The organism is Legionella cherrii (genome assembly GCF_900635815.1).
Taxonomy (GTDB): domain Bacteria; phylum Pseudomonadota; class Gammaproteobacteria; order Legionellales; family Legionellaceae; genus Legionella; species Legionella cherrii.
Map to the genome: position 1 here is coordinate 2,947,217 of NZ_LR134173.1, position 26,695 is coordinate 2,973,911.

The following is a 26,695-nucleotide window of genomic DNA, read 5'->3' on the forward strand; positions in this document are numbered from 1 at the left end:
AAGGAATATTTCTTTTGAAAAAACACGACTCTGTCTTTTGATAAGATCAAATAATATTCTCATTTTTTTCCTTAGCTGCATTGCTTTTTCTTCCCTGATTGTCTTCGCTATTTGACTGATATCTTGATCTGCACCGCTCAATAATATTCTAAATTAGCAGACTATAACCGTCTTCTCCTAACCCATGCCGTTCAACTTGAGAAAGATTTATATCCCTATCTTGACTATTAAAATGTACTGGATCAGCTCTACCTAACACATAAGCACTTAGATCAGCATATTCAATTGGCTTATCATCAGATTGCATCAACTCTCTGATTGCATTAAATCTCGATTGATTCAATGCGTTAACCAATGCTAAACCTGACGCAGTTGTCTTATAAAAACTGTAGCTGTACCGGTCTCTTTGCAATGCAATTGCGAGAATGTCCCTAAGTATAAAACTCAACTGCTCTTCACTATAAAATGTTCCATGTTCCAGTTCAGTTTTAATTTTAATTAATAGTAGTCCCTTCTTACCTTGTTTGCTTTCCAAGGTCATATTATTTTCGATAACTTCTATTAAATCAGATAAGACTACTCGGGTTAATTGATTTTTTTTCTTTTCTAAATGGATTCGTTCCGGTTCTACTTTTAGACATAATTCTTCGGGATCATGTAACATTGTATCAACAAGTTCGCGGTGCGTTTTATTTAGATATTTGGCGGTATTTGAAACTGTTATTTTAGAACCATCCTGAGAATGTAAATTTCTACTTTTAGGAATAATATTCTTAATTATGTTGGTCAGAGTTTGTGTCCATTTAGTTCGCTCTCGTTCAAACTCGTTAATAATCTCAGATTGCTCAACATTTTCTCCCAACTTTGCCAAGCTGCCCACTCGACCCAAGAATTGGTACATAATTGCTTTACTGAGTTTCCTGATTACAGGAATTACATCAACCCCATAAATCAAATGTTTCGCATCATTGTCTTTTTGAAGATCCTGGAAAGCCCTTAAATGAGCACCTAAAATAACCTCTTCTCTCACTTCACAATGTTTGGGATAAGTAGGCCTTATGGGTATATGGAATTTAGCAAGAACTTGATCCATAAATTCGCCAGTATCTTGACCTACCTCAAGATAGGGATAAAGTGTTTCAACATAATTTAAATTTTTAGAGCCAGATAAATCAACCGCACGATTAGCCAATGAATAGTTAAAAACATCCAAAAAAGCAGTGTAAAATAAATTACCTGGTACAGGATCCAAAAGAAGTAAATTCGTTTCCAGATGAAAGCGGTCAATTTGGGATAATTTGAGGGTTGCCAAAATCGCTGCAATTCCACCTCGACTTAAGCCAATGCAGTTTAACTTTACTTTATACCCGTCTCGAATGAGCTTTTTGACCACTTCGACAACTTGATCACTTTGCTCCTCCAATCCCACACCAAATAAAACCCCTTTGTAACCATAATCAATACCACAACCATTAAAAACCCATTTTATAATGAGTAGCATCTTTATCTTGATTAACCTCTTTGGCTGAGCGGATACGTTCTCCCTTACAATCCTGCATCAAAACCCGATGCAAATGGGTATGAGGTTTTTCAATGTCGTAGATAGTTCCTTCAAAGATGGCGGTTAAGGTGATTTCTTTCATTAGGTATCCCTTTGAGCAGGCAATTTTGTGTGTATTCTAACAACTTAAATGAACAATTAACAATCATATTAATCACATTTTGAATTCAAAATCATTTAACTCAAAATAATTTGATATCAATCACTTAGAGAAGATTTTTCTTCAATTTTCTTAGGTAGGGTTGTTTTAATTGTATGAGTTTGATTTAATCAGCGCTTTAAATATTAACTTTGTGGAAATATTAAGCTCTAAAATCGAACCTTAGAACGGATACACGAATTGAAAATGAACTCCAACCTTACAATGAATAAGTCACTTGTTAGCCTAATAAACAAATTAAACAAACAATTCAATGATCTTGATTTGCATTTACATGCAGTGCAACACCAAAAGCAAGAGCTCGAACATCAAATTCAAAATCTTGAAGAGCAACTCGATCAAACTGTCCCTAAATCGCTCACTATGAATCCGGAAATTGAAATCAATTGGCTTAATTTCGTCATGCAGCAGCAAGAAAAAAAAGAAGCGATGACTCTAGATCTTAAAAACTGCCACGAACTCGAAAGTAAATTAAATGAAAAAATTACTCGCCTTAAAATGGAATTAAAAATGATAGAGCATTATTTACAACGAGAAGAAGACCATCCGAAAAAAAGGGCTTAGTTAAGCAAGACAATATCCCCTCATACACTCCTCATCTGTGTTCATCTCAACGGCGATCATCTCTGACACTGATTCTGTTGCACCAGAAGTTTCTGAACTTACAGCAATTAATGTACTCATTGATCGAGTAGCTATAGAGACTAAACTGTGAGGAAAACTTATAATAGCCAGTAAAGCACCCACAGCAGATGTTAAGAGAGCTACTCCGGTAAAATAGAGTGCGAATCCGGCTAATTCAAGTACATTGTTTCGGAGCTTTGTAGCACCAAATAAGTCAGCGCCAGCAGCAATAAGGTATGTCCCGATGCAAGCAACAGCCGCAGCCATAAAGGCAAATGCAGAAAACCCAGCAAGGACAAGGCCACAAAATGGATAAAAACCTGGGGCAATTAATTCGCCGCCGAACTCACAAACATTTTCATAGGGAGTAAAAAAACCAGGGCGCTTTCTGTACGTTTCAACCGATCTATTTTTGATCTCTTTAATGGTTTGTCCATCAAAAATGTAATAGAGTTCTTTTTCACCGAGTAAATAAAGCATCAATATCCTCCTCCCCGCCCTTCTTCTAAAGTGGGCTTTGTTGAAAAATTAAAGGTCATTCTCAAGAAGGTGGAAATTGATCCGTAAGTTGGGCACAAGGCCACTTTTGTGAATTTCTTCGCAGGAATGACACATATTCAGTTAACAGTTATCTTATTCTTCCAAGCTATGGAACAATGCCCTCAATACAGAAGAGGCAATTTTTTTATCTTAAATAAGCATACTAGTCTGGATTTCAGTAGTAGGTGCCTCATTCATGCATTCAAGCACATCAGCACCGACGGTAGCGAGACTACGAGTAGCCAAGGTAATTAAAGAACATGGAATACTTAAAACCGCCAATAAAAGACATGCTGCTGCGTTTGCAAGCGCGTAACCGGTAAAAGATAAGAATTGGCTGGCAGCATTAAGTGCATCATTGTGTAATGGGGCATAACCCAATAATCCAGCTCCTATGCCAACAAACCAACTTCCCAGGGTTGCAAACGGCAAAACCACGCCGGCTATAATTCCAAGTAAACCTAAAGCCGCAAATCCTAACGGATAAATAACCGGCGCGATTAAACCGCCAACATATTCTTTACCATCTTGATAAGGCATAAAAAAGCCTGGACGCTTTTTATAAATCTCAATAAATCTTTTTGCTTCACCTGACAATAAATGATTGGGATCATCCCGATCATTAAGTACATAGCTAATCTCATCTAAACTTATCAATCCTAACATACATCCCTCATTGCGTTTAGTTTTTGCCCATGCTAAAGAGATGATTTGTTGATGTCAATTTATTAATATAAAAAATTTAAGCCAAATACTGAATTGAAATTCATTCCACAGTCAATTAGCAATCATTAGGCCACCCTTGACTTTTTTAAACTCACGCCATTCCCGCTTGCGCAAGAATGACATCCATATCGAAACAATATGCTTTTAAAAATGCAATCAATCGTTCAAAAAAGATGATGATACTTCAAGCTCAATCATCGAGTCTTGCAAGGATTAATTTAAACCTTTTTGTTAATTTACAAACCATTTTGTGTTATTATTAATTTAATATATATATATGTTTTTGGTGTAAGATGACCTATACATACAATCAAGGTAGTTTTACTTGCAATAAACCAGAATTGTTCATGGCGGTTTGCAAATATAAAGATCACTCCTATATGATTGTTGGTGTTAAGGATTCTGAAACACAAGAACAACTTGTACTTGCAACTTTTGGACGTAAGGGCTTTTTTGGAACCTCGTTATCGACAGAATATATGCCAAAAAAGAGTGAAAGCCTTATCGAGATGCAAGCCTTTACTATTTCAATAAATCAATATGCCAATCTAATCCAGTTCTTAGCAAAAATGAAAAAAAATCAGAGATCGAATGCCGCGATCTTTGCTGTACCCTCGACATGGATTGAAGCAGTACAAGAGTCTGGAGAACAAGTACATTTTACCTGGTTAAATTACGATAAAAAAATCGAAACCTTAAGTGAGCCGAGATCAGATCAGGCGAATGATAGTGGTTATGATCCAGATAAAATCAAGCAGGGAATTTCCTTGGATACCAATTGTAGAACTACTGCAAAGTATATCACTCAAACCACGATGGGAGTTGACTCATTACCTAATGTTTCGTCCCTTTTTTTCACTTCTCTTCCCTTTAAAGCAAAATTATGTGACGGTAAGATCAAAGAGAAACTATTTATATATCCCCCTCCTTTGCCAGTACACCAAAATCCTGAAGATAAAGCACAATGGGACATTTTAAAAAAAATGTACGCGAGAATGGATAAAATTGCCAAATCGGCATCGGGTAAAAACATGGATAGCAGTCATGAAAAATTTGATTTAATCAAAACCCTCTATCAAGAACAGTACAATAAATTGACACAGGGAAAACAGAGCATCAACGACTTATTGGGTGATATTCAGCGTTATATATCTGAAGGCGCCAATGCAACGATTATTGATAGGCCTCGAAGATTTGCGTTTTTTAAAACATCCACAAGAAAAATGTTTGAACAAATTCAAAAGGAAAACCCGTTTCAAGATGACGCTTCCAAAGTCAATTCCTAGAAATAGGGCCCACTTAGGTTTTTAGTTTTTTAGGGGGAGATATGACACTCGCGACCCAACCTCCTCCTAGAGCCTTGACCAAACCCACAGCAGAAACCATTTGCAGGCCATCTACTTGGGTTGCTGCCTGTTCTGCTGCCAGAGCACTGATCTGAGCAGTAAGGACATTAGCATAAGTAACCGTTCCTGCCTCATATTGATTTTTAACAATTTTGAGTGCTAAGAGCGCATCGGCTGCTTCTTTATCTTGAACTAGACTTTGTTGTTCCAAAAGACGTAAAGAAATCAAATTATCCTCCACGCTTTGAAAAGCAGAGAGCACTACCTGACGGTAATTGGCAAGCTGAGCCATGTATTGTGCTTTTGCCGCCCTCACTCCCGCGGAACGATAGCCTCCATCAATAATGGTTTCTGCTAATTGAAAACCAGTAGACCAACTGATTGCAGGTTTGTGAATCAGTTGATGAAAGCTGTGCCCGGCAGCACTAATGGTTCCAGTCAGAGTTAGATTAGGAAAATAGGCAGCAACGGCGACTCCAATCAACGCACTGGCTTGTTGCACCAAGCGCTCGGCTTGTGCAATATCAGGCCTTCGTTCCAGCCAAACGCTAGGGACTTGCAAGGGAATTGGTGGGGGTTTTAATTTAATCATCACAGGTTTTAGTGAAAAATAAGCAGGTGGACGTCCCATCAATACAGCAATTGCATGTTCGTATTGACCGCGTAAAATACCGTTATTAATCGCTGATGCTTGAGCCGATTCAAGCTGGATTTGCGCTTGAACCACATTGGCACGTGATACAACCCCCGATTTGTATTGATTTTTTGTAAATTGTAAAAGCTTTCTATAAGCAATCACCGTATCATCTAAATACTTTTGCACCTTATCCAGTGTACGTAATTCAAAATAATATTGTGCTAAAGCACCTTGAGCGGATAAACGCGTCACCCCGATCAATGCTTCATTAGATTCTGCTAAAGAAAGATCGGCCTCTATGGTTCGACGCACAAGTCCCCAAAGATCGGGCTCCCAAGTTGCATTCAAAAAAGCGGTATAAATTGTTGTGGTTTTTGCTGCAGGTACAATATTCGTCGTTGCCGTTCCTGTAGTTCCAGAGGTTGTGATAATGGATGTGGACCCTCCAGCTTGACGTTGTTCAAATAAGCTAAAGGCACCAACTACCGTGGGATACAAACTCGCTCGAGCCTGGTCAACAATAGCAAGTGACTGTCGGAAGTTTGCCTCGGCATTTACAATACTTTGGTTGTAGTGATACAACTGATTCTCCAGATCATTCAATACTGGATCATTAAAAACCTTCCACCATTCGCCTCGATCCCTATCATCCTGAGGCTGAATAGGTTTCCAATTTTTACGCTTAGTACCAATTTCTGTTTTGCCTTTGGCTTCTTTAAAATGTGGCGGCACTACAAGTTTTGGAGGTACATAATTAGGACCAACCACACAAGAAGAAAATATGCAAGAAGACAGCGCTAAAAATAAAAAAAACTTGAATTTCCTAAAAGATTGTGGGGATTTTGATCGCTTATGAGTGGCCATAGGCACCTCGTAACTTAAATCGTTTTATAAAATGACGCACACGTAATCCTGCAGTATCCATTGCCAAATAAATGACCGGCGTAGTGTACAGTGTTAATAGCTGACTTACGATTAAGCCACCAACAATCGCGATTCCAAGTGGTCGACGTAATTCAGAACCCACACCAAAGCCGATGACCAGAGGCATAGCGCCTAATATAGCCGCCATAGTAGTCATCATAATTGGACGAAAACGTAATAATGCTGCTTCATAAATCGCTTCGCGCGGTGATTTATTTTCCGTGCGCTCCGCCTCTAAAGCAAAATCTATCATCATAATGGCATTTTTTTTCACTATACCAATTAGAAGGATCATCCCAATAAGAGCAATAATACTTAAGTCTGAATGGAACAACATTAAAGCGAGTAATGCACCAACACCCGCTGAGGGTAAGGTAGATAAAATAGTAATCGGATGAATCAAACTTTCATAAAGCATTCCCAACACAATATAAACGGCAAGAATAGCACTCATAATCAAAAATTTTTCATTAGCAAAAGATTCCTGAAATGCTTGGGCTGTTCCTTGAAATGCACCACGCATCGTTGGTGGTAAGTTCATTCTATTAATGATTTGCGTCACTTTATGCACCGCTCCGCCCAAAGAGGTACCTGGAGCTAAATTAAACGAAAATGTTGCGGCTGGAGCCTGACCTTGATGGTTGACAGATAATAAAGTTGCTCCTTGTTCGAAACGCGCAAAAGCAGATAAAGGGACTTTATTACCATCAGGGGAAATAACATAAATTTCCTCCAACACTTTTGGATATTGCCAATATTTTTCCGCCACATTCATTACTACGTAATATTGGTTCATTGGCATATACATCACAGAGATTTGACTTTGCCCAAAAGCATTATATAAGACGTTATCAATTTGCTCCGGTGTGAGACCAAAACGAGATGCGGCATCATGATCTACATTTACATATATTTGCAGCCCATGATTTAGCTGATCATTATTCAGGTCAACAATCCCATGTAGTTTTGACAAGTTTTCCATAATTTGCGGTGTCCAAGTCGCAAGATCCTTTAAATTATCAGCCGACACTGTGTATTGAAATTGTGCCGCACTTTGTCTCCCCCCTAGAGTCAAATCTTGTGCCGCTTGCATATAGAGTGTTGCCCCAGAAATTTGAGATAACTTGGCTCGTAACCTGTCCTTCAACTCATCTGTAGTCTCTTTACTGAGTACAGATGACTTCATCATAATAAATACAGACCCAGTATTTGCCGTATTATTCCCTGGGCCGCTCCCTATAAAAGCAGCTACATTTTCTACTGCAGGATCTTTACGAATTTCAGAAACAAATTGAATTAATTTTTTTTTCATTGCATCAAATGAAATATTTTGATCAGCCTGCAATGAACCCACAATTCTGCCTGTATTTTGTTGGGGGAAAAAACCTTTGGGAATGATAATAAATAAATAAGCAGTCAGTAAAATAGTACCCAAAGTGATCACTATCATGAATATGGGGTGGTATAATGCCCAACGCAGACCCCGTGCATAACGCATTCTGATATATTCATTAAAACGTATAAAAAAGTGATCCTTTGCACCCTCATCAGAATCAAGCATTCGTGAGCACATCATCGGGGTCAAAGTTAATGAAACAGCCATAGAGATAATGATTGCCAGTGAAAGCGTAACCACAAACTCACGGAATAGGCGTCCAACTATTCCCCCCATAAGCAGAATGGGAATAAAAACCGCAACTAAGGAAATACTGATTGATAATACAGTAAAACCAATTTCTTTAGAGCCATCTAAAGCCGCCTGAAATGGCTTTTTACCCATGCCAATATGACGAGAAATATTTTCAAGTACAACAACCGCATCATCCACTACAAAGCCAGTTGAAATGGTTAATGCCATCAGTGATAAATTATCAAGACTGTAGTTTAATAATTTCATAACCGCGAAGGTACCAAGCAAAGACAGGGGTACAGCAACTCCAGGAATCATCATGGCACGTATGCTGCCAAGAAAGAAATAAGTAACAAAAATTACCAAACACATTGCAATAAGCAAGGTAATTTCCACATCATGCAATGAGGTTCGAATTGTTGTTGTTCTATCCATTAAAATATTTAATTTAATGTCACTGGGAATTGACGCTTCAAGTTGTGGCAACATTGCTTTTATGCTGTCAACCGTTTTGATTATATTGGCGCCTGGCTCTTTAAACAAAACCAGCAAAACAGCAGGTTTTCCATTAGCGATACCCGCATTATGAACATCAGCGACTGAATCAATAACCTCAGCTACATCAGAAAGCCGCACAGGTTGATTGTTATAATAACTAATAATAAGGGGAGCGTATCCGGAAGCTCTGAGTATTTGATCATTGCTTTTAATTGTTGAGGCTAAATCCTCACGGATCAATTGACCTTTTGCTTGGTTTAAATTAGCAGCAGCAATTGCATTGGCAAGTTGCGTCAATCCTATTCCATAACTGTTTAATGCGGTCGGATTGATTTCAACCCGTACAGCGGGCAAAGAGCTTCCACCGACGTTCACTTGCCCTACCCCTTCACTTCGCAAAATTTTTTGTTGTAAAAAAGTAGATGCTACATCATACAATTGGCCTGGGCTTTTTTTATCTGAGGTCAAGGCAATAATCATAATCGGCGCATCAGCAGGATTTACCTTGCGATAGGTTGGGTTATTCGTCAAATTCGTTGGTAATTGGCTTAAAGAGGCGTTAATAGCTGCCTGTATATCCCGCGCAGCCCCATCAATGTTACGAGATAAATCAAATTGAACTGTTATCATCGATTGTCCCAAGGTACTCGATGAAGTAAGTTGAGTAATTCCTGCAATGAGTCCAATCTGACGTTCTAAAGGAGCGGCTACTGAAGTGGCCATGACCTCCGGACTTCCGCCCGGTAACTGAGCTTGGACTGTAATTGTGGGAAAATCAATTTGTGGTAAAGGAGCCACGGGTAAAAAATTAAATGCGAGGATACCCGCAAAACTCAGTCCAAAGGCAAGTAATATTGTTCCTATGGGTTTATGAATAAATAATGAGGATAAATTCATGCTTCTCCCCTCACTTTATTCGTGTTACTGCGATAACTCATTACTTTGCGTGATATCCGATCAAATGTCAGATAGATAATTGGAGTGGTGTACAAAGTAACTAACTGGCTAACCATGAGACCACCAATAATTGCAATTCCTAATGGGCGTCGTAACTCGCCGCCGATGCCATTACTAAGGGCTAAAGGGATTGCGCCAAGCATTGAAGCCATAGTCGTCATCAAAATTGGTCTAAAACGTAATAGCGCAGCCTCATAAATTGCATCTAGAGGTTTTCTTTTGTAGTCACGCTCTTGTTCAAGAGCAAAGTCAATCATCATAATGGCATTTTTTAATACAATGCCGATTAATAAAATAATGGCAATTAAAGCAATAATACTGAACTCATTATTCGTGAGATATAATGCTAGCAAAGCACCCATTGTAGCTGAGGGTAATGTAGATAAAATAGTTAAGGGATGGATATAGCTTTCATAAAGCACTCCCAAAACAATGTACACGACGACAACTGCAGCAACAATCAACCATCCTTCATTCGCAAGCGCATTTTGAAAGCTTTTTGCTGTACCTTGAAAATCAGCAGTAATACTCAGAGGTAAATTCAGATTTTTCCTCATCTCATCGATTTGTTTTACAGCCTCCCCTAATGAACCATTCTTAGAGAGATTGAAAGAAAGTGTAGCTGATGGAAATTGGTCCTTATGTGCAATGACTAATGGTCCTACAGTTTGTTTCACACTGGCAATAGTCTTAATGGGAACTGAGCCGCTGGATGTAGTTATAGATGAGGATACCGAGCCTGGGGTAATAAGCGCTCCTAATGAATTAACCGTCGGATAATTTATCCCTGGACTTGAGGCGTTCGTTATTGAAGAAGTACTGGGAGAAGAATTATGGACTGTGGAATTGATATAAATATTATCAAAGGCAACGGGTTCCTTTTGTAACTCAGGCAAAACCTCCAAAACGACTCGATATTGGTTTCGTTGGGTAAACATAATCGATATTTGCCGCTGGCCAAAGGAATCATAAAGGGTATCATCAATCATTTGCATGCTGATTCCAAGCCGATATGCCGTATCACGATCAACATTCAATTCGGTGACCAAACCCAGATTTTGTTGATCCGAGTTGACATCTTTCAACGTAGGTAACTTTTGCATGCGTTGCAAGATTAATTTTGACCATTGGGTCACTTCGTCAAGGTCAGGTCCATTCACACTGTATTGAAATTCAGTGCGACTTGTTAACGTATCTATGGTTAAATCCTGAACTGGCTGCATGTACAATGTTGCACCAACCACATTTCTAACCTTGGATTGCAATCGCCTGATTACATCAGCCACGCCGGGTCGTTCATCAAAAGGTTTAAGATTAATAAGAATACGTCCACTATTTAAAGTAATATTGGTCCCATCAATTCCAATAAATGAAGACAAACTTTCTACAGCAGGATCAGAAAGTACCGCTTTTGCTAAAGCTTTCTGTCGATGAGCCATTTCTTGAAATGAGACTGAGTCGGCTGCAACGGAAATCCCTTGAACCACTCCAGTATCTTGAATAGGAAAAAAACCTTTAGGAATAAGAAATAACAAAATCCCAGTGATGAGTACGGTAACAAAGAAAATCAGTAAAATAAGTAGCGGGCGTGATAAAACCCAACGCAAAGAAACTTTGTATTTTTCAATAATATAGTTTAATTTTTTTTCGAGAAATTTTTGTAAGTCATTAGTTTTGCTTTCACTTTCTGGCTTTAAAATGCGCGAACACAACATAGGAGTCAAGGTTAAAGAAACGAACGCAGAAATAGCAATCGTTATCGTTAAAGTCAGAGCAAATTCTCGAAATAATCGACCTACTACATCCCCCATAAACAATAAAGGAATGAGGACTGCAATAAGGGATATGGACAAAGAAATAATAGTAAAACCAATTTGTTCTGCTCCTTTATGCGCAGCGGCCAATGGTTTTTCACCAAGCTCAATGTAGCGCATAATGTTTTCGATCATCACAATTGCATCATCGACCACAAAACCTGCTGCTATAGTCAATCCCATTAAAGTCAGATTGTTAAGACTAAATCCCAGTAAGTACATTAGACCCAGCGTACCTACGAGTGCCAGAGGTACTGAGATACTGGGAATAATCGTTGCAGGTAATTTTCGTAGGAAAAGGAAAATTACCATAACCACTAACGCTACAGACAAAAGTAATTCGAATTGCACATTTTTTACTGATGCCTGAATGCTAACAGTACGGTCAGTAAGTACCTTAATTTCCATTCCCGCAGGAATTGCGGATTGCATTCGACTCAATAGATGTTTAACCCGTTGAGCCACTTCAATCACATTGGCCCCAGGTTGCCTTTGAACGTTTACAATAATCGCAGGCTCATTGTTCATCCAGGCTTCCTGCATGGTATTCTCCGCGCCATCGATGACATGAGCTATATCAGATAAACGGACTGGAGCACCGTTTTGATAAGACACAATTAGAGGACGGTACGCTTCTGCAGACAACAATTGATCATTTGAATTAATTGTATATGCCAAACGAGGACCAGAAAAACTCCCTTTTGCTGTATTCACATTTGAAGCCATAACAATAGCGCGCAGATCTTCCAGAGTTAATCCATAAGCAGATAATGCATTAGGGTTAGCTTGAATACGTACCGCAGGCCGATGCCCTCCGCCCAAACTCACTAATCCCACACCGGTTAATTGAGATATTTTTGGAACCAAACGAGTCTCAGCATAATCTTCAACATGTGTTAAAGGGATTGTTTTTGAAGTCAATGCTAAAGTAAGAATTGGTGTATCTGCAGGGTTTACTTTGCTATATACGGGGGGATTTGGTAAATCAGCAGGTAAATAACTACTCGCTGCATTGATTGATTGTTGGACTTCTTGTTCGGCAACATCCAGTGAGATATCGAGTTTAAACTGTAATGTGATAATCGATGAACCATATGAACTATTTGAGGTCATTTGATCCAAGCCTGGCATTTGTCCAAATTGTCGCTCAAGTGGTGCAGTAACCGTGGTGCTCATCACGTATGGGCTGGCCCCTGGATAAAAAGTAGATACTTGAATGGTGGGATATTCCACTTCAGGCAAGGCCGAAACAGGCAACAATTTATAAGAAAGGACTCCGCTCAAAAAAATAGCGAACATTAACAACGAGGTGGCTATAGCTCTTGCAATAAATGGGCCTGAAATACTCATGTGATATTGCGCGTTATGGATTCATTAGGCCTCTTTCGAATCTCTATTGCAGAGGACCACTGCGTCTTCGATACAGTACTCGAATCCTCATGTACTAATGTATACATTCCGGTTATGTGTTTTGCTCCTCCTAGTGGTCTTTCCGAAGCGAATTTAGAAAGAGGTTTATTAGCCGCTTTTTGAACTGGCTTGCTGGAATGCTGATTTTGGACAAATACCGCCGAACCATCCATTAATTTATCGGCACCATTGACGACTACTTTTTGGCCTGGCAGCACACCGCTTTTGATTACAGTATAATCACCACTTGTGGGCCCCATAACCACAGTTTGTGCGGTCACTGTATTATTTGCATGAATCACATAAATAAAATCTTTTGTGGTTGCGTGTTGTATTGCCGCCGTGGGCACAACGGTCGCTTGTTTCAAGGTTTCAATTAAAATTTTTACATTAACAAATTGGTTCGGAAATAATTTATTTTTTTCATTATTAAAAATCGCTCTTAGCCTTACTGTTCCAGTATTTGTGCTGATTTGGTTATCCAAAGCCAACAATTTCCCTATTCCTAGTAAGTTCTTCTGTTGCCGATCATAAACTTTCACTTGCATCTCCTTTCCAGCATAGGCCTGGGGTGCAATTTGTGGCACATAATCTTCAGCAACAGGGAAAATTACGGTAATGGGATTATGTGTCGTGATCACTGCAATACCTTGGGTATTTGAAGTTTGCACAAAATTACCAGGGTCAACCAAGCGCAAACCGATTCGCCCATCTGTTGGGGAAGTAATATTACAATAGATAAGATTGATTTTAGTACTCTGAATCAAGCCTAAATCAGTTTTAACATTACCCTCATATTGCTCTACAAGTGATTGCTGGGTCGCTAAGGTTTGTTGGGAAATAGAGTCTTCTTTCCATAATTTTTGATAACGTTTTAAGTCAATTCGGGCATTGGCTAATAGCGCTGAATCCCGCTTGAGATCCCCTTCATATTGAGTAAGCAATGCCTCATAAGGACGTTGATCAATTTGGGCAAGTAGCTCCCCTTTTTTTACCAACTGCCCTTCTTTAAAAAGGACTTTCATTAATAACCCATTGATTTGGGTTTGCACTGTAACAGTATAAACCGGCGTTACCGTACCCAGTGCTGGAGCATAAATGGGTACATCACGAATGGAAGAAATTCCAGCAACAACAGGAATAGGTTTGGGAGCCGTATTTTTTGATTTTTTAGTGGCGATATAAAGCCATAATGCTGCAACCAAAGTAATGCAAAGGATGACTAGCCCTAAGAAATTCTCTGCTGAAACACGTTCTTGCCAACGTCTAGAAATCACCATTTGATTATGCTTCGTAGGTGATTTTTTTTCTTCCATAAAAACCAGTTTCCTTGAGCGAAAATGAAGAAGGTCATCATAACGAATTTTCATGAGGGTAGCAAAAAAATCTAATAAAAACAGGTCACGCTCCTTTGTGTCCTAAGATACGTCCTGTTGTTTAAGAAAAAAACTAAAATTGACACTATACTAATAAAAAAGATTTTTTTATTGCCCATGATTATTTCGCTCAGGAGAGAATATGGAAATAAAAACCTTTCAATTCCTCAAGAATAAAGGATGGAACTTGGAAGAGTTTCCCGATCTAGACTCAGAAAACACATTGGTGCTTATTTTTGCAGCACCAGAGTTCATTGATTTTCAAGAACCGATTATTCAATTAGCTAATTTTTATTGCAAATCAAAAGTCATAGGTTGCTCCACAGCCGGCGAAATTTATGGTGATGATCTTTTTGACCACAGTATTACCGTTGCTGTAGTCAAATTTACCAAAACAGCATTAAAAATTGCAAAAGCCGAGGTAAATCACAGTAAAGATTCAAAAAATACGGGTAAATTAATAGCAGAACAATTAAAAGCAGATGATCTGCACAGCATCTTTATCTTGTCTGATGGACTTAATGTAAATGGTTCTGAATTAGTAGAAGGTTTGAATACGGCAAATGGCACTCATAAACTCATTATTACCGGTGGATTAGCAGGTGATGGCAGCAACTTCAAAAAAACATGGACCATTTTAAATGATAAAATTCTTGATCATTATGTCGTAGCCGTAGGATTTTATGGTTCCGATGTTCATGTTGGACACGCCTCTAAGGGAGGATGGGATATTTTTGGTCCTGTTCGCCGAGTTACTCGTTCAGAAGCTAATGTCTTATATGAGTTAGATTATCAACCTGCTTTGCAACTTTATAAAGAATATTTAGGTGAAAAGGCTTCTGAACTGCCCTCTTCAGGGTTGCTTTATCCTTTAGCAATCAATAATCCTGAAGCCCACAATGACACCCAATTGGTTCGTACAATCCTGGCAATTGATGAGAAAGAACAATCATTGGTATTTGCAGGAGATATTCCAACAGGATGGCATGCACAATTGATGAGGGCCAATTTTGACCGATTAATCGATAGTGCTAATGAAGCTGGACTTCTAGCCAATCAATTAATGCTCAACGACAACTTAAAAGAATTAGGTCCTGTTTTAGCTATTGACATCAGCTGTGTTGGAAGACGACTTCTTTTAGGGGAACGAACAGAAGAAGAAATCGAATCAACGATGTCGGCTTTACCTGAAGGTTCAACTCAGATTGGCTTTTATTCATATGGGGAATTATCACCGTTTTCTGTTGGAAATTGCGAATTGCATAACCAAACGATGACGATTACAACGATTTACGAAACATAAAAATTAAAAAAAGAGTGATATGGAAATTCATAAATTATTAAAACGACAGTTAGAGCACTCAAAGATCGCTCAAGATAAGAAGCCAGAAACTGATGAGCAGTGGAAGACTTTTATTCAACGCATCAATAACACCTATATGGAAGCAGATCAGGAACGTTATTTGCACGAACGTTCCATGAGAATTTCATCCCGCGAAATGATGAGCTTGAATGAAAAACTTGAATTTGCCCAACATATTGCTGGCTTAGGATATTGGTCTTATGACGGAGCTATCGACCGCGCAATCTGGTCCAATGAATTATTCAATCTATTCCATTTAAGTCCGAATAATAAAGCTCCTTCCTTTGCTGAATTTATCGAACTAGTCCATGAACAGGATCGTTTTGAGTTGACTCAAAAAGTAGAAAGTGCACTTAAAGATAAAATAGATTATGAATGCGAAGTACGTGTAAGAAACCCTGATGGGAATTACCATTGGTATCGAATAATTGGTCAATGCCAGGAAGGAGAAAAACAACTTGCTGGCATCGTTATCGATATTCATAAAAGTAAAATTTCTGAAGAAAAAATTAAAGAATTAAATCAACAAATATCATCTGCAGCTCGTCGTGCTGGGATGGCCGAAGTGGCAACCACAATTTTGCACAACATTGGCAATATTTTGAATAGCTCTAATGTTTCAATTGCCCTTTTAAAAAACAGCTTCAATCTGGATTATCATAAAAAGTTATTAAAAATTATGGAGATGATGGAGCAACATCCGCTCGATCTGGTAGATTTTTTATCCCATGATCCCAAAGGGAGGATCATTCCGCAATACCTGTTAGCACTTGCCAAAATTATCATAGAAGAAAATGAGAAAAATAATATTGAAGTAGATAATCTGCAGAATGACTTACGGCATATTAGTCAAATAGTAGATACTCAACAATCAATTAGCGGTTTATCAAGTATGAATGAACAAGTCTACCTTCCTGAATTACTCGAAACAGCAGTAAACATTACGATGAACTCCTCAAAAAATGCTAACATCATGATTATTAAAGAATTTAAACCTGCTCCTTTGATTACTGTGGATAAGTCAAAGCTACTGCAAATATTGGTCAATCTAATTCAAAATGCCAAAGACTCACTTTTAGAAAATAACTCTTCGCCGATTAAAGAAATCAAATTAACGATTCAAAAAACTGGAAACAAGTTAATGCAAATCCTTGTCGAAGATAATGGAGTTGGCATTAATACAGAAAATTTGCAACGTATCTTTGCTTTTGGATTTACAACAAAAATAAATGGTCATGGTTTTGGCTTACACAGCTCTGCGTTATCAGCTCGAGCAATGGGTGGTTCACTTTTAGCTGAAAGCAAAGGAGAAGGATATGGAGCTCGATTTACATTGACCTTACCTATTGTCCCCAGCTCCTATAGACAGGGAGGCCCTGATGAGTAATATCCCATTACAAATTATGATTATTGATGATAACCCATCGATACATCAGGATTTTATTAAAGTTTTAACTGCATCAAATACGAAGTCGGAATTGAATCATTTAGACAAACAATTATTTGATGATAAGGCCTCTATAGATGATCCTTATGATCCTGAAATTGAATGCTTTTTACCTAAATTTATTTTTACATCAGCTTGCCAGGGCCAGGAAGCGATTAATAAGATTCGGGAAGATCTGGAAAAAGGAATACATTATGCTTTGGCCTTTGTAGATATAAGAATGCCACCAGGATGGGATGGTATTGAAACCATCAAACACATGTGGAAGATTGATCCGGATATTCAAGTAGTAATTTGTACCGCATACTCTGATTACAGCTAGGAAGAAACCGTAAGAGAATTAGGAATAGGAGATAATTATCTGATTCTGAAAAAACCTTTCGATGTGGTAGCTGTAAGACAACTTGCCTGTGCGTTAACGAGAAAATGGATTTTGGCCAATGATTCCAAACATCATGAGAAAATATTGCAAAAAACTGTTGAGGAACGCACAGAATCCTTACAACAATCATTGTCACTCTTAAGATCTACCTTTGAGTCATCTGCTGATGGAATTTTAGTTGTCGATTTGAATAACAAAATTATTGATTGTAATTCGAAATTTGTCTCGATGTGGAATATCCCACAATCCATGCTAGAGACAGATAATGGAAATATTATTTTGTATTATATGCTCAACCAGCTCATTAAACCTAGGGAATATTTAGCTGATATTAATCGTCTCAGGAAAAATATTGATGAAATCACTAGAGAGATTGTCACTTTTAAGAATGGTAAAATATTGGAATGCTATACGCTTCCTCACCGTTTGAATGAAAATACCATCGGACGGGTTTGGAGCTTTCGCGACATCACGGAACAGGCAAATCTTGAAAAACAACTTAAATATCAAGCCTTGCATGATCCATTAACCCAATTACCTAACCGAGCCTTGTTAATCGATAAAATACAAACCGGTATTGAATATGCAAAAAAACATAAACAACAATTTGCACTTCTGTATTTTGATTTGGATCGATTTAAATTAGTTAATGACAGCTTGTCCCATGAAGTGGGGGATCAATTATTACGCTTAGTTGCACAACGCTGGTCTTCTTTAATTCGCAAAGAAGATACTATGGCTCGAATTGGGGGTGATGAATTCGTCATGACCTGTCATATAGCTAAAAATGAGGATATTGGAGTTATTGCCAATAAAATTTTAGACTCAATGCGGGAGCCATTCAAAATAGCCAATCGGGATTTAGTCATAACTACTGCTATAGGTATAAGTATCTACCCTAAAGATGGAGATACGCCTGGTGACTTGTTAAAAAATTCTGATTTAGCAATGTATCAAGCCAAAGAACGCGGAGGAAATCAGTATTCATTTTACTCCTCTCAATTGCATGAGTATTCTGATAAATGTTTTAAACTCGAATTAGATTTACGCAATGCCATTAAAAATAAAGAGTTTTTTTTATTATACCAACCACAATTCAGTCTTCATAGTAAAGAAAACCTATTAGCCGTTGAATCTTTAATTCGTTGGAATCATCCAGAAAAAGGATTGTTATTACCTTTAGATTTCATTCCCTTAGCAGAGGAAACTGGTTTAATTATACCTATAGGTGAATGGATTATCAGTGAGGTTTGTCAACAAATAAAGTCCTGGCATAAAAAAGGATTACCTTACATTCAAGTTGCTGTAAATATTACAACTCGTCAATTACAACAGCCTAATTTTATTTATGTAGTAGAAAAAATTTTAAAAGAACATCTGCTTGACCCTCACTATTTGGAATTTGAAATTTCTGAAAATGTGATCATAACGCATAGGGATATTGTGCAGACACTTAATCAACTGAAGCAAATAGGTATCCAAATTGCTTTAGATGATTTTGGAACAGGAAATTCCAGTATCAATTATCTCAAGCAACTTCACATTGATTTCCTAAAAATCGACAAATCTTTTATCCAAAATATAGCCTCTTCACGTAGTGATGAAGTAATTATCGAAGCCATCATTTCTATGGCGCGTAGCTTTAATTTCAAAGTGATTGCTGAAGGAGTAGAAAGCAAAAAACAACTTGATTTTTTAAAGAAACAGCGTTGTGATGAAGTGCAAGGATTTTTTTTCAGTAAGCCCTTGACATCACGCGGAATTGAAAAGTTTTTAAAAGGTCGTCTCTAATCTTCCAAGTAAAATTCCTAGATTGCGTGAGTGACTCTCAGAGGCATCTGAATTTAAGTTCGCCACTCTCCCTTCCCCACTTTAGGGGGAAGGTTAGACCTTATTTCGCTTTATTTAATTCGCCACGAGGCATATAGCGTATTAAGAATAGAATATCACCAATTGCCTCACGGATATTTAATTACACAAAAAACATAATAAAAAATTTAAATAATGGAAATTATGTCAATTGCACTTTCTTTAAAATTTTCTTGTCCAAATCAACCAATTATACACAAGCAATTCATCCATTCTTCATGAAAAATAAGAACCCACCTCCGGTCTGATTTTCTTCAAATGATTTAAGGGCGAATGTTCTGGCATTGCCATTTTATCGACTGGGAGATAAAAAGTTTGTTCTAACAAGTGCTGGCCACTTAATGCCGCATGCGATACATGATCAGTAAAAACAATCCAGGTACTTTTAGCAGGAAAATCGATTTGCACCTTTTCAACATTTGCCTGATAAGTATCATCCAACTTCATCGTATCATGTAAATGCAACATGTAATGATCATAAGGTGAACGCAAAGTTTTGGTTGCTTTTACCAGCTTCAACATTTTTGCTTTCATTTTATTGTAAGGAGCGATCCTTGGGGCAAAACGATGAAGAACATCAGCAAATGGCTCACCCACATTCCATACTCTAGGTACATTATGGGGATTGACATTGCAAAACACACGCAAAATTCTCAACCCATGGACAGGACTTGCTGAAAATGAATCAACATGCAAACGCGTATCATCTTTTCGTTTTGAGGAAATACGCCCATGAATTTGTGCCGGTCTAAAACTGGTCCTTCCCCATTGCAAATGAGGCACATAAGCAGGAAGCGTCGTTTGAATTAATTGATGTGCAAATTCTGCATAACCATGCATCATCTCCCGAAGCTTAGTATCCAAACTACCCATTTCCTTGCTATACGCATTCAACTTTTTACTACGAATGTCATAACTGACATTTTTACGACTACCATCCAGAATATGTTCTGATAGTAAGGCAGGGTCTACAGGAGAGAAATAATACTCCGGGAAAAATAAAACTTTACCCTCCTCCAATTGATTCATACTGTTTTGCTGATCAATTTGCTCTATATTTTGTGTGAATAAATAAGAATTCATTCTTTTATCCTAAATAATCTGTCGAACTGGACTATATTGAATTTTTTAGTAAAAATTTAATGCGACATCGAATATAATCCCAAAATCCAATTTTTACTTTTCTGGATCATACCATGTCACTTTGCCCTTGTGGATCACAAAATACATATGAGCTGTGCTGCGGTTTATATTTAGATAAAAAACAATTGCCTGAAACCCCGGAACAATTGATGCGATCACGTTATACTGCATACACTATGGGTAAAATTGAGTACATTAAAAATACCATGAAGGGCAAAGCCTTAATTGGTTTTAACGAATTGGAAGCCGAGCAATGGGCCAAAAACGTGACCTGGATAAATTTAGAAGTCATCACAACAAGCATGTCAGGTCCAGATAAAGGATTTGTCGAATTTGCAGCGCGGTTTTCAGAACACGACCAAGTGAAAATCATTCACGAGTCAAGTGAGTTCCATAAAGAAAACGGCCGCTGGTTCTATGTCAACGGAATACATAAGCACGGTTTAAAAAAGATTCGGACCCCCCAAGTCCCCCGTAACGCCTCCTGCCCTTGTGGTAGTGGTAAAAAATTTAAAAATTGTCATGGAAAATCGAGTTAAACTATGAATGGTCACTTAATGCTTAATATTTTTATCTTTCTTGCTGCCGCTAGCATTATGGTTCCTATTGCCAGCCGTTTTAAGCTGGGGTCAGTCCTGGGTTATCTGATAGTGGGAATTCTTATTGGCCCTTTTGGATTGAAATTGATTGGAAATTCACAACAAATCATGAATTTTGGTGAGTTTGGGGTGATCATGATGTTATTTCTCATCGGGTTAGAATTAGAACCTGCCATGTTATGGAAACTTCGCAAACTCATTATAGGTTTAGGTAATTTACAAGTAGTTTTAACGACGTGTGTTTTAATTGCCATTGGATTAATGCTTGGTTTTAACTGGAAGGCAACTGTAGCAGTAAGTATGGCTTTGTCGCTTTCATCAACAGCTCTAGTATTACAAATGCTTCAAGAAAAAAACCTTTTGAAAACAGCAGAGGGTGAAACTTCTTTTGCAGTACTGTTATTTCAAGATATCGCAGTAATCCCTATATTAATCATCATTCCATTACTCGCACAGCATGAGAACATTCAAATAAATCCTCATGAAGTTTCCTTCATGATGCATCTTCCCAGAGGGTTACACGCAATTCTGGTTGCTGCAATCATAGGGGCAGTCATTTTAGTGGGTCACTATTTATCCAGACACTTGTTCTTAATAATCGCCAAAACCAATTTGCGTGAGGTATTCACCGCGTTTTCTCTTGCTTTGGTCGTTGGCGTCACCTTATTAATGGAATCTATAGGTGTATCCCCTGCTTTAGGTGCATTTATTGCCGGGGTTGTATTAGCAAACTCCCAATACAAACATGCAGTGGATGCAGACATTCAGCCCTTCAAAGGACTTCTACTTGGATTGTTTTTCATCTCAGTGGGAATGGGGATGAATTTCTCCCTTTTTTCTCAAAAAGCGATGATGATTGTGGTGGCTGTGTTAACTTTAATTATCATCAAAGCGATTATTTTATATTTTTTGGGGAATCTCTTTGATTTAACAAAACTTCAAAGCATGGGTTTTGCTTTTGCCTTATCCCAAGGAAGCGAATTTGCCTTCGTACTTTTTGAATTTGCGGGGTCTACCAAAGTAATCAGTCAGGAAATTGAAGCCTTTTTTACCCTTGTTGTTGCATTATCCATGCTCGCCACTCCCTTTTTAATGCTGCTCTATCATCGGTTTGTTATACCTAAATTTATGAGTCTTATACCCGAGCGAGAGTATGACTCCTTCAATGAACAAAATGGAATTATTCTTGCCGGTTATGGGCGTTTTGGTCAAATTATTGGACGCTTACTCAACGGGGAAAACATCAAAATTACCGTATTGGAAAAAAATCCAGAACAAATCGAGCTTCTCAGGAAATTTGGTTACAATGGCTATTTTGGTGATGCCAGTCGATTGGATATGTTAAAAAGTGCTGGGGCTGAACATGCCAAACTGCTCATAGTCGCGGTAGGAAATGTCGATGCGAATCTAAAAATTGTGAAGCTCGCCAAACAACACTTCCCCCACTTAAAAATTTTTGCTCGAGCACGTAATCGTCGCCATGCCTATGAACTGCATCGGCTGGATGTAAATTATTTCATTCGCGAATTATTTGATTCCTCTTTATCTATGACTAAAGAAGTAATGAAGTTTCTAGGTTACTCCCATGAGGACATTCAAAAAAAAGCATCTGCATTTAGAAAACATGATGAAACAACACTAATCCAATCCTTTGATTTTTTTGAAAAAGAAAGTGACTTAATCAATTTTTCGCGTCAAGCAAAAGGAGAATTGGAACGTATTCTTCAATCAAGTTAAAAGCCCCGTCATCCCGAGCGTAGCGTGATGACGGAGCTTTCTTTCGGCGTCCCCAGATTAAAAAATGATAATCACGGAGTATTAACCACACATGATCAACCTTCAGCATATTTCTTTAGACACCTTTCTTAGGGAGTATTGGCAAAAAAAACCTTTAGTCATTCGCAATGCTTTGCCAGATTTTGTCGCCCCATTATCTCCTGATGAGCTGGCTGGACTTGCTCTTGAAGAGGATATTGAAAGTCGTCTAGTCTTTGAAACACCTAATGAAAAACCTTATTGGCATTTAAAACGAGGACCATTTTCCGAAAATGATTTTACTAGCCTGCCCCCAACTCATTGGACTTTGCTCGTTCAAGGGGTTGATAGGTTAATTCCAGAAGTTTATGCCCTACTGGATCATTTTGATTTCATTCCACAATGGAGAATAGATGACATCATGATTAGTTATGCAGTGCTCCATGGCAGTGTCGGTCCTCATTACGATAATTATGATGTTTTTTTATACCAAGCCCAAGGACGGCGTGAATGGTCACTTACGACAAGGGGCTGTAATAATGAAAATTACATTCAAGATCTCGAACTTCGTATCATGAACCAATTTGAGGTAGAAGAACGTTTCATTCTCGAAGAAGGAGATATGTTATATCTTCCACCACATGTAGGCCATTATGGTATTTCACTTTCAGAAGAATGCATGACTTATTCTTTTGGTTATCGGAGTTATGAAGGACAAGAATTGTTAGATAGTCTCAGTGAATATTTAGCTGAAAAAGAAACATTCAAAACATTATATGAAGATCCTGACTGGTCACAGTCACACAATACCTCTGAGATTATTCGTCCAGCATGGCAAAGTGCGCAAAAACTACTACAGCAATTAATTAGCGACGATAAAACAATCAAATCATGGTTTGGATGTTTCGCAACACGCCTGGATCAACAGGCAGAACTTCAACTACCTTTACCTTTAGAAGATCATGAAGCCATTGATTTATCAAGTTTTATTAAAGAAATAAAAGCAGGAGCAAATCTCGCCCGAGACGCATCATGTCGTTTTGCTTATCAGACTCTAGACGAACCATCTGAATATCAACTTTATATTAATGGCTGTGAATGGGACACCGCCGGAGTTTCTCAAGATTTGATAAGCTATATTGCCAATAATCGCTACTTATCTCATCAATCTCTCGTCACTTATTTGAATACTACACAAAATCAAATATTTATTTATAATTTATGGAAATTACAATGGCTGTACATTGCTGAAAACTAGAGCCAGTTCCAGGATTTTATTGGATAGTTTATTTAAGATAAAAAGTTAATACTTTGAATATAAATTGGTTAAATTCAAAAACGTAGAGTATAGTTAATATACATACCATAATAAGGATAAGGTAATGAAAAGAATAATACTGGCTGTAATCCTGGTGTGCTCAACTGCCTTGCTAGGCAATTGTTCTAATGGTAATTCATGCTGCGGAACTTGTGCGAGTGATTGTGGGGGCTGCGGTGGTTGCAATGGAAGTTGGTATTAAAAATACTCAATAACCACGACATGCCTACGCCCTAAGGCTTATGTGCGGGACGTAGGCAAAAATTGCGATCCTTACATGATGCTTCGTTTCACCTGCTGACATCCTGAAAACAATATGGGACTCTCTATCCAGCATTTTCACTACGAATGAAGCGAATTTTTATTTGGCCAAAGTTAATTTTATGGCTGAACAAAGTAATTAATGCGCCAGTTAATACCAATGCAACACCTACAGTCCCCCACAGATTTAACTCTTCCCCTAGAAGTAACACTCCAAAAATTACCACAAACACCGGCTCCAAAACGGATAAAATAGAGGCTTTTTCTGAGCTGATGTATTTTAAGCTGTATAACAACAATACTATGGGAATTACAGTTGCAATAACAGAAATTCCAATTAAATGATACCAAACATCCATAGTAGACGGGATTGCAAACGAATGGCTAAAAAGCGAAACAACCAAACTCGTTGTCATACACCCCAAACAAACCATAAAAGTAGACATATTGGGAGAAAGTTCATTTTTTTCACTTCCTATCACGTAGCATGCATAAAAAAAAGCGGAAGCAACACCGAGTAAAATTCCCCATAGGTTAAAAGACAACGCATTTAAATCGACCATAAGTGCCATACCAATTAAAATAACAGCAATAGCCAAATAATAAACTTTGGGAATCGATTGATTATAAAGGAAATAATTGAGCAACATAATCAATACTGGATAGGTAAAAAAGATAACCATTGCCAATCCAGAACCTATGTAATAAGAGGCTAAAAAGTAAAGCCAGGTTGAAATACCATAGAAAAAAACACCTGTGAAAAAAGCTATAAACATGTTTTTATAAGAATCATTGGTTTTTTTAATTTGGGGAAGCATGAACACTAAAATAATCATACTTGAAATAAGAAAGCGCCAAAACAACATCGTGCTTGCGGACAAATTGCCATTAATCGCGCTTAAACCAAAATACCCAATAAAACCATAAAGAAATCCAGATAAAATAGCATAGAGAGAACCGCGATATTCTTGATTTATCATAATGATAATACTGCCTGAAAACTGACTTAAATAAAAAAGAAGCTTGGGTTTTTAACCCAGCCTGAAGTATGGAGGTAAAAATTCAACCTACATAAAAATGTAAAAAATAGTGTATCATTTTTTCGACATAATATCATATTGAAAACAAAAAATACATACTGTATCATTTGCATACTTTTTTATTGAGATTTTAACCATGCTTCGTTTTTTGCTCTTTATCTCTTGTTTCTTTGTGGTAATTACCGATGTGTATGCTGATTCTCCATCGTGCACTGAGCATCAGTGTGTTGCCGTTGTTGATGCTGGTAGTACGGGGTCAAGACTTCATGTGTTTGCATATGATCTTGATGAAACGAACACTCCCACTCATATTAATGAAATATGGTCCAAGAAGGTCAAACCCGGATTTGCGATGATTGAAGCAAATCAAAATACCATAGATGCGTACTTAACAACCCTGTTCTCAGGAGCCCCTTCACAACACATACCTGTTTATTTTTATGCAACAGCGGGAATGCGTCTTGTACCACAAACCAAACAAAAAATTTATTATCAAGAAGTACAAAAGTGGTTTGGTCAGAAATCTGAATGGCAATTGATGGAAGCAAAAACAATTACCGGACTTGATGAGGCATTATATGACTGGCTTGCAGTCAATTATCATATAGGAGCCCTCACGTCATCAGGCCAATCTGTAGGAGTTATGGATATTGGGGGCGCTTCAGTGCAAATCGTTTTCCCAATTCAAAAAAATGGGGATCACAAAGGCCCTCAAGTTGAATTGGATTTATATGGTCAACATATCAATTTATCCGTTCACAGTTTTCTGGGGCTTGGCCAAAACGAAATGACTCATCAACTTTTGGATACTACTTCGTGCTTCTCTGAGGGCTATCCTCTTCCAGATGGAAACTCTGGACAAGGTGATGCGATGACTTGTGAACAGAGGTATCACCATTAATTAAAATGCATAAAGTTAAAAATGAAGTCCAACCTATTCTTTCTGCCAGCCATATTAACTCGTGGTATGCCATTGGCGGTTTTCCCAATCTTGTAGAAAGTAAACCATTTCAGTTCCATGACAATCAATTATCGATTCAAGATTTACTTCAACAAGCAAATAATCTAATTTGTCATCAACAATGGGAAAGTCTTAGCAGTCAATTCCCCAATAATGAATACATTGAATCCTATTGCCTGTTACCCGCTTTTTATTATGCTTTAATGGTAGAAGGATATGGGTTAACAGCAAACCAGAAAGTGAATTATGTCCCCTCTGCACAAAACCTGGATTGGACTCTCGGTGTCGTGTTACATCATTGATTTCCTGATGTAACCTGTGGGAAAACACAAAAGTCACTGTACTTAAGTATGG

Annotated in this window: 19 protein-coding genes and 1 pseudogene; 10 read left to right on the forward strand and 10 right to left on the reverse strand. The window is 37.9% G+C overall.

Features of this window, described 5'->3' with window-relative positions:
- Positions 1 to 148 precede the first annotated feature (148 nt).
- A complete protein-coding gene (locus EL022_RS12570) occupies positions 149 to 1,501 on the reverse strand; it encodes a hypothetical protein (RefSeq protein WP_241972176.1) in 1,353 nt (450 codons plus the stop codon).
- Positions 1,473 to 1,643: an immunoglobulin domain-containing protein gene (locus EL022_RS16440; protein WP_241972177.1), complete on the reverse strand. Its 171-nt coding sequence runs from the start codon at positions 1,641 to 1,643 to the stop codon at positions 1,473 to 1,475. The genes EL022_RS12570 and EL022_RS16440 overlap by 29 nt, the downstream gene beginning before the upstream one ends.
- 282 nt (positions 1,644 to 1,925) lie before the next feature.
- On the opposite strand from EL022_RS16440, the gene EL022_RS12575 reads away from it, so the two are divergent.
- Positions 1,926 to 2,285: a hypothetical protein gene (locus tag EL022_RS12575; RefSeq protein ID WP_028380243.1), complete on the forward strand. Its 360-nt coding sequence runs from the start codon at positions 1,926 to 1,928 to the stop codon at positions 2,283 to 2,285.
- Here EL022_RS12575 and EL022_RS12580 read toward each other — a convergent pair whose 3' ends face one another.
- Together EL022_RS12580 and EL022_RS12585 are read right to left on the reverse strand one after the other, a co-directional pair.
- Positions 2,286 to 2,825: a hypothetical protein gene (locus EL022_RS12580; protein ID WP_028380242.1), complete on the reverse strand. Its 540-nt coding sequence runs from the start codon at positions 2,823 to 2,825 to the stop codon at positions 2,286 to 2,288.
- Between the two features lie 210 nt (positions 2,826 to 3,035).
- Positions 3,036 to 3,551: a hypothetical protein gene (locus EL022_RS12585; protein ID WP_028380241.1), complete on the reverse strand. Its 516-nt coding sequence runs from the start codon at positions 3,549 to 3,551 to the stop codon at positions 3,036 to 3,038.
- A 353-nt stretch (positions 3,552 to 3,904) separates the two neighbouring features.
- Between EL022_RS12585 and EL022_RS12590 the strand changes: the two genes are divergently transcribed.
- Entirely contained in the window at positions 3,905 to 4,897 is a 993-nt protein-coding gene (locus tag EL022_RS12590) for a hypothetical protein (RefSeq protein WP_028380240.1), read from the forward strand.
- Between the two features lie 13 nt (positions 4,898 to 4,910).
- Here the strand turns inward: EL022_RS12590 and EL022_RS12595 are convergent, their stop codons facing one another.
- From EL022_RS12595 to EL022_RS12610, 4 genes are read right to left on the reverse strand one after another with little or no spacing between them, the layout of a single operon-like run.
- On the reverse strand, positions 4,911 to 6,458 hold the full coding sequence (locus tag EL022_RS12595; RefSeq protein WP_081776848.1) for an efflux transporter outer membrane subunit: 1,548 nt from the start codon (positions 6,456 to 6,458) through the stop codon (positions 4,911 to 4,913).
- Positions 6,445 to 9,543 (reverse strand): efflux RND transporter permease subunit, encoded by a 3,099-nt coding sequence (locus EL022_RS12600; RefSeq protein ID WP_028380239.1) that lies wholly within the window; start codon positions 9,541 to 9,543, stop codon positions 6,445 to 6,447. The genes EL022_RS12595 and EL022_RS12600 overlap by 14 nt, the downstream gene beginning before the upstream one ends.
- Positions 9,540 to 12,767 (reverse strand): efflux RND transporter permease subunit, encoded by a 3,228-nt coding sequence (locus EL022_RS12605; protein WP_028380238.1) that lies wholly within the window; start codon positions 12,765 to 12,767, stop codon positions 9,540 to 9,542. The genes EL022_RS12600 and EL022_RS12605 overlap by 4 nt, the downstream gene beginning before the upstream one ends.
- A complete protein-coding gene (locus tag EL022_RS12610; protein WP_081776847.1) occupies positions 12,764 to 14,143 on the reverse strand; it encodes an efflux RND transporter periplasmic adaptor subunit in 1,380 nt (459 codons plus the stop codon). The genes EL022_RS12605 and EL022_RS12610 overlap by 4 nt, the downstream gene beginning before the upstream one ends.
- A 202-nt stretch (positions 14,144 to 14,345) precedes the next feature.
- Here EL022_RS12610 and EL022_RS12615 point away from each other — a divergent pair, with 202 nt between their 5' ends.
- From EL022_RS12615 to EL022_RS12625, 4 genes are all read left to right on the forward strand, one after another.
- A complete protein-coding gene (locus EL022_RS12615; protein WP_028380237.1) occupies positions 14,346 to 15,506 on the forward strand; it encodes an FIST signal transduction protein in 1,161 nt (386 codons plus the stop codon).
- A gap of 19 nt (positions 15,507 to 15,525) precedes the next feature.
- Positions 15,526 to 16,953: a sensor histidine kinase gene (locus EL022_RS12620; protein WP_028380236.1), complete on the forward strand. Its 1,428-nt coding sequence runs from the start codon at positions 15,526 to 15,528 to the stop codon at positions 16,951 to 16,953.
- Positions 16,946 to 17,335: a response regulator gene (locus EL022_RS16445; protein WP_241972178.1), complete on the forward strand. Its 390-nt coding sequence runs from the start codon at positions 16,946 to 16,948 to the stop codon at positions 17,333 to 17,335. Before EL022_RS12620 ends, EL022_RS16445 begins: the two co-directional genes overlap by 8 nt.
- Before the next feature lie 63 nt (positions 17,336 to 17,398).
- Complete coding sequence (locus tag EL022_RS12625; protein WP_241972179.1) at positions 17,399 to 19,186, forward strand: putative bifunctional diguanylate cyclase/phosphodiesterase; 1,788 nt, start codon at positions 17,399 to 17,401, stop codon at positions 19,184 to 19,186.
- A 294-nt stretch (positions 19,187 to 19,480) separates the two neighbouring features.
- On the opposite strand, the gene EL022_RS12630 is transcribed toward EL022_RS12625, so the two are convergent.
- Positions 19,481 to 20,347 (reverse strand): Kdo hydroxylase KdoO, encoded by an 867-nt coding sequence (locus tag EL022_RS12630; protein ID WP_028380235.1) that lies wholly within the window; start codon positions 20,345 to 20,347, stop codon positions 19,481 to 19,483.
- A 113-nt stretch (positions 20,348 to 20,460) separates the two neighbouring features.
- On the opposite strand from EL022_RS12630, the gene EL022_RS12635 reads away from it, so the two are divergent.
- The 3 genes from EL022_RS12635 to EL022_RS12645 all read left to right on the forward strand — a co-directional run bounded on the left by EL022_RS12635 (position 20,461) and on the right by EL022_RS12645 (position 24,019).
- Positions 20,461 to 20,946 carry a YchJ family protein gene (locus tag EL022_RS12635; RefSeq protein WP_028380234.1) on the forward strand — a complete coding sequence of 162 codons (486 nt, stop codon included), beginning with the start codon at positions 20,461 to 20,463 and terminating at the stop codon, positions 20,944 to 20,946.
- Between the two features lie 3 nt (positions 20,947 to 20,949).
- Entirely contained in the window at positions 20,950 to 22,743 is a 1,794-nt protein-coding gene (locus tag EL022_RS12640) for a monovalent cation:proton antiporter-2 (CPA2) family protein (RefSeq protein WP_028380233.1), read from the forward strand.
- A 91-nt stretch (positions 22,744 to 22,834) separates the two neighbouring features.
- Positions 22,835 to 24,019: a cupin domain-containing protein gene (locus EL022_RS12645; protein WP_028380232.1), complete on the forward strand. Its 1,185-nt coding sequence runs from the start codon at positions 22,835 to 22,837 to the stop codon at positions 24,017 to 24,019.
- 386 nt (positions 24,020 to 24,405) lie between these two features.
- Here the strand turns inward: EL022_RS12645 and EL022_RS12650 are convergent, their stop codons facing one another.
- Positions 24,406 to 25,320, reverse strand: a complete 915-nt coding sequence (locus EL022_RS12650) for a DMT family transporter (protein ID WP_197718064.1) — start codon at positions 25,318 to 25,320, stop codon at positions 24,406 to 24,408.
- 196 nt (positions 25,321 to 25,516) lie between these two features.
- On the opposite strand from EL022_RS12650, the pseudogene EL022_RS12655 reads away from it, so the two are divergent.
- A pseudogene (locus EL022_RS12655) lies at positions 25,517 to 26,643 on the forward strand (multidrug DMT transporter permease).
- Positions 26,644 to 26,695: the final 52 nt, after the last annotated feature.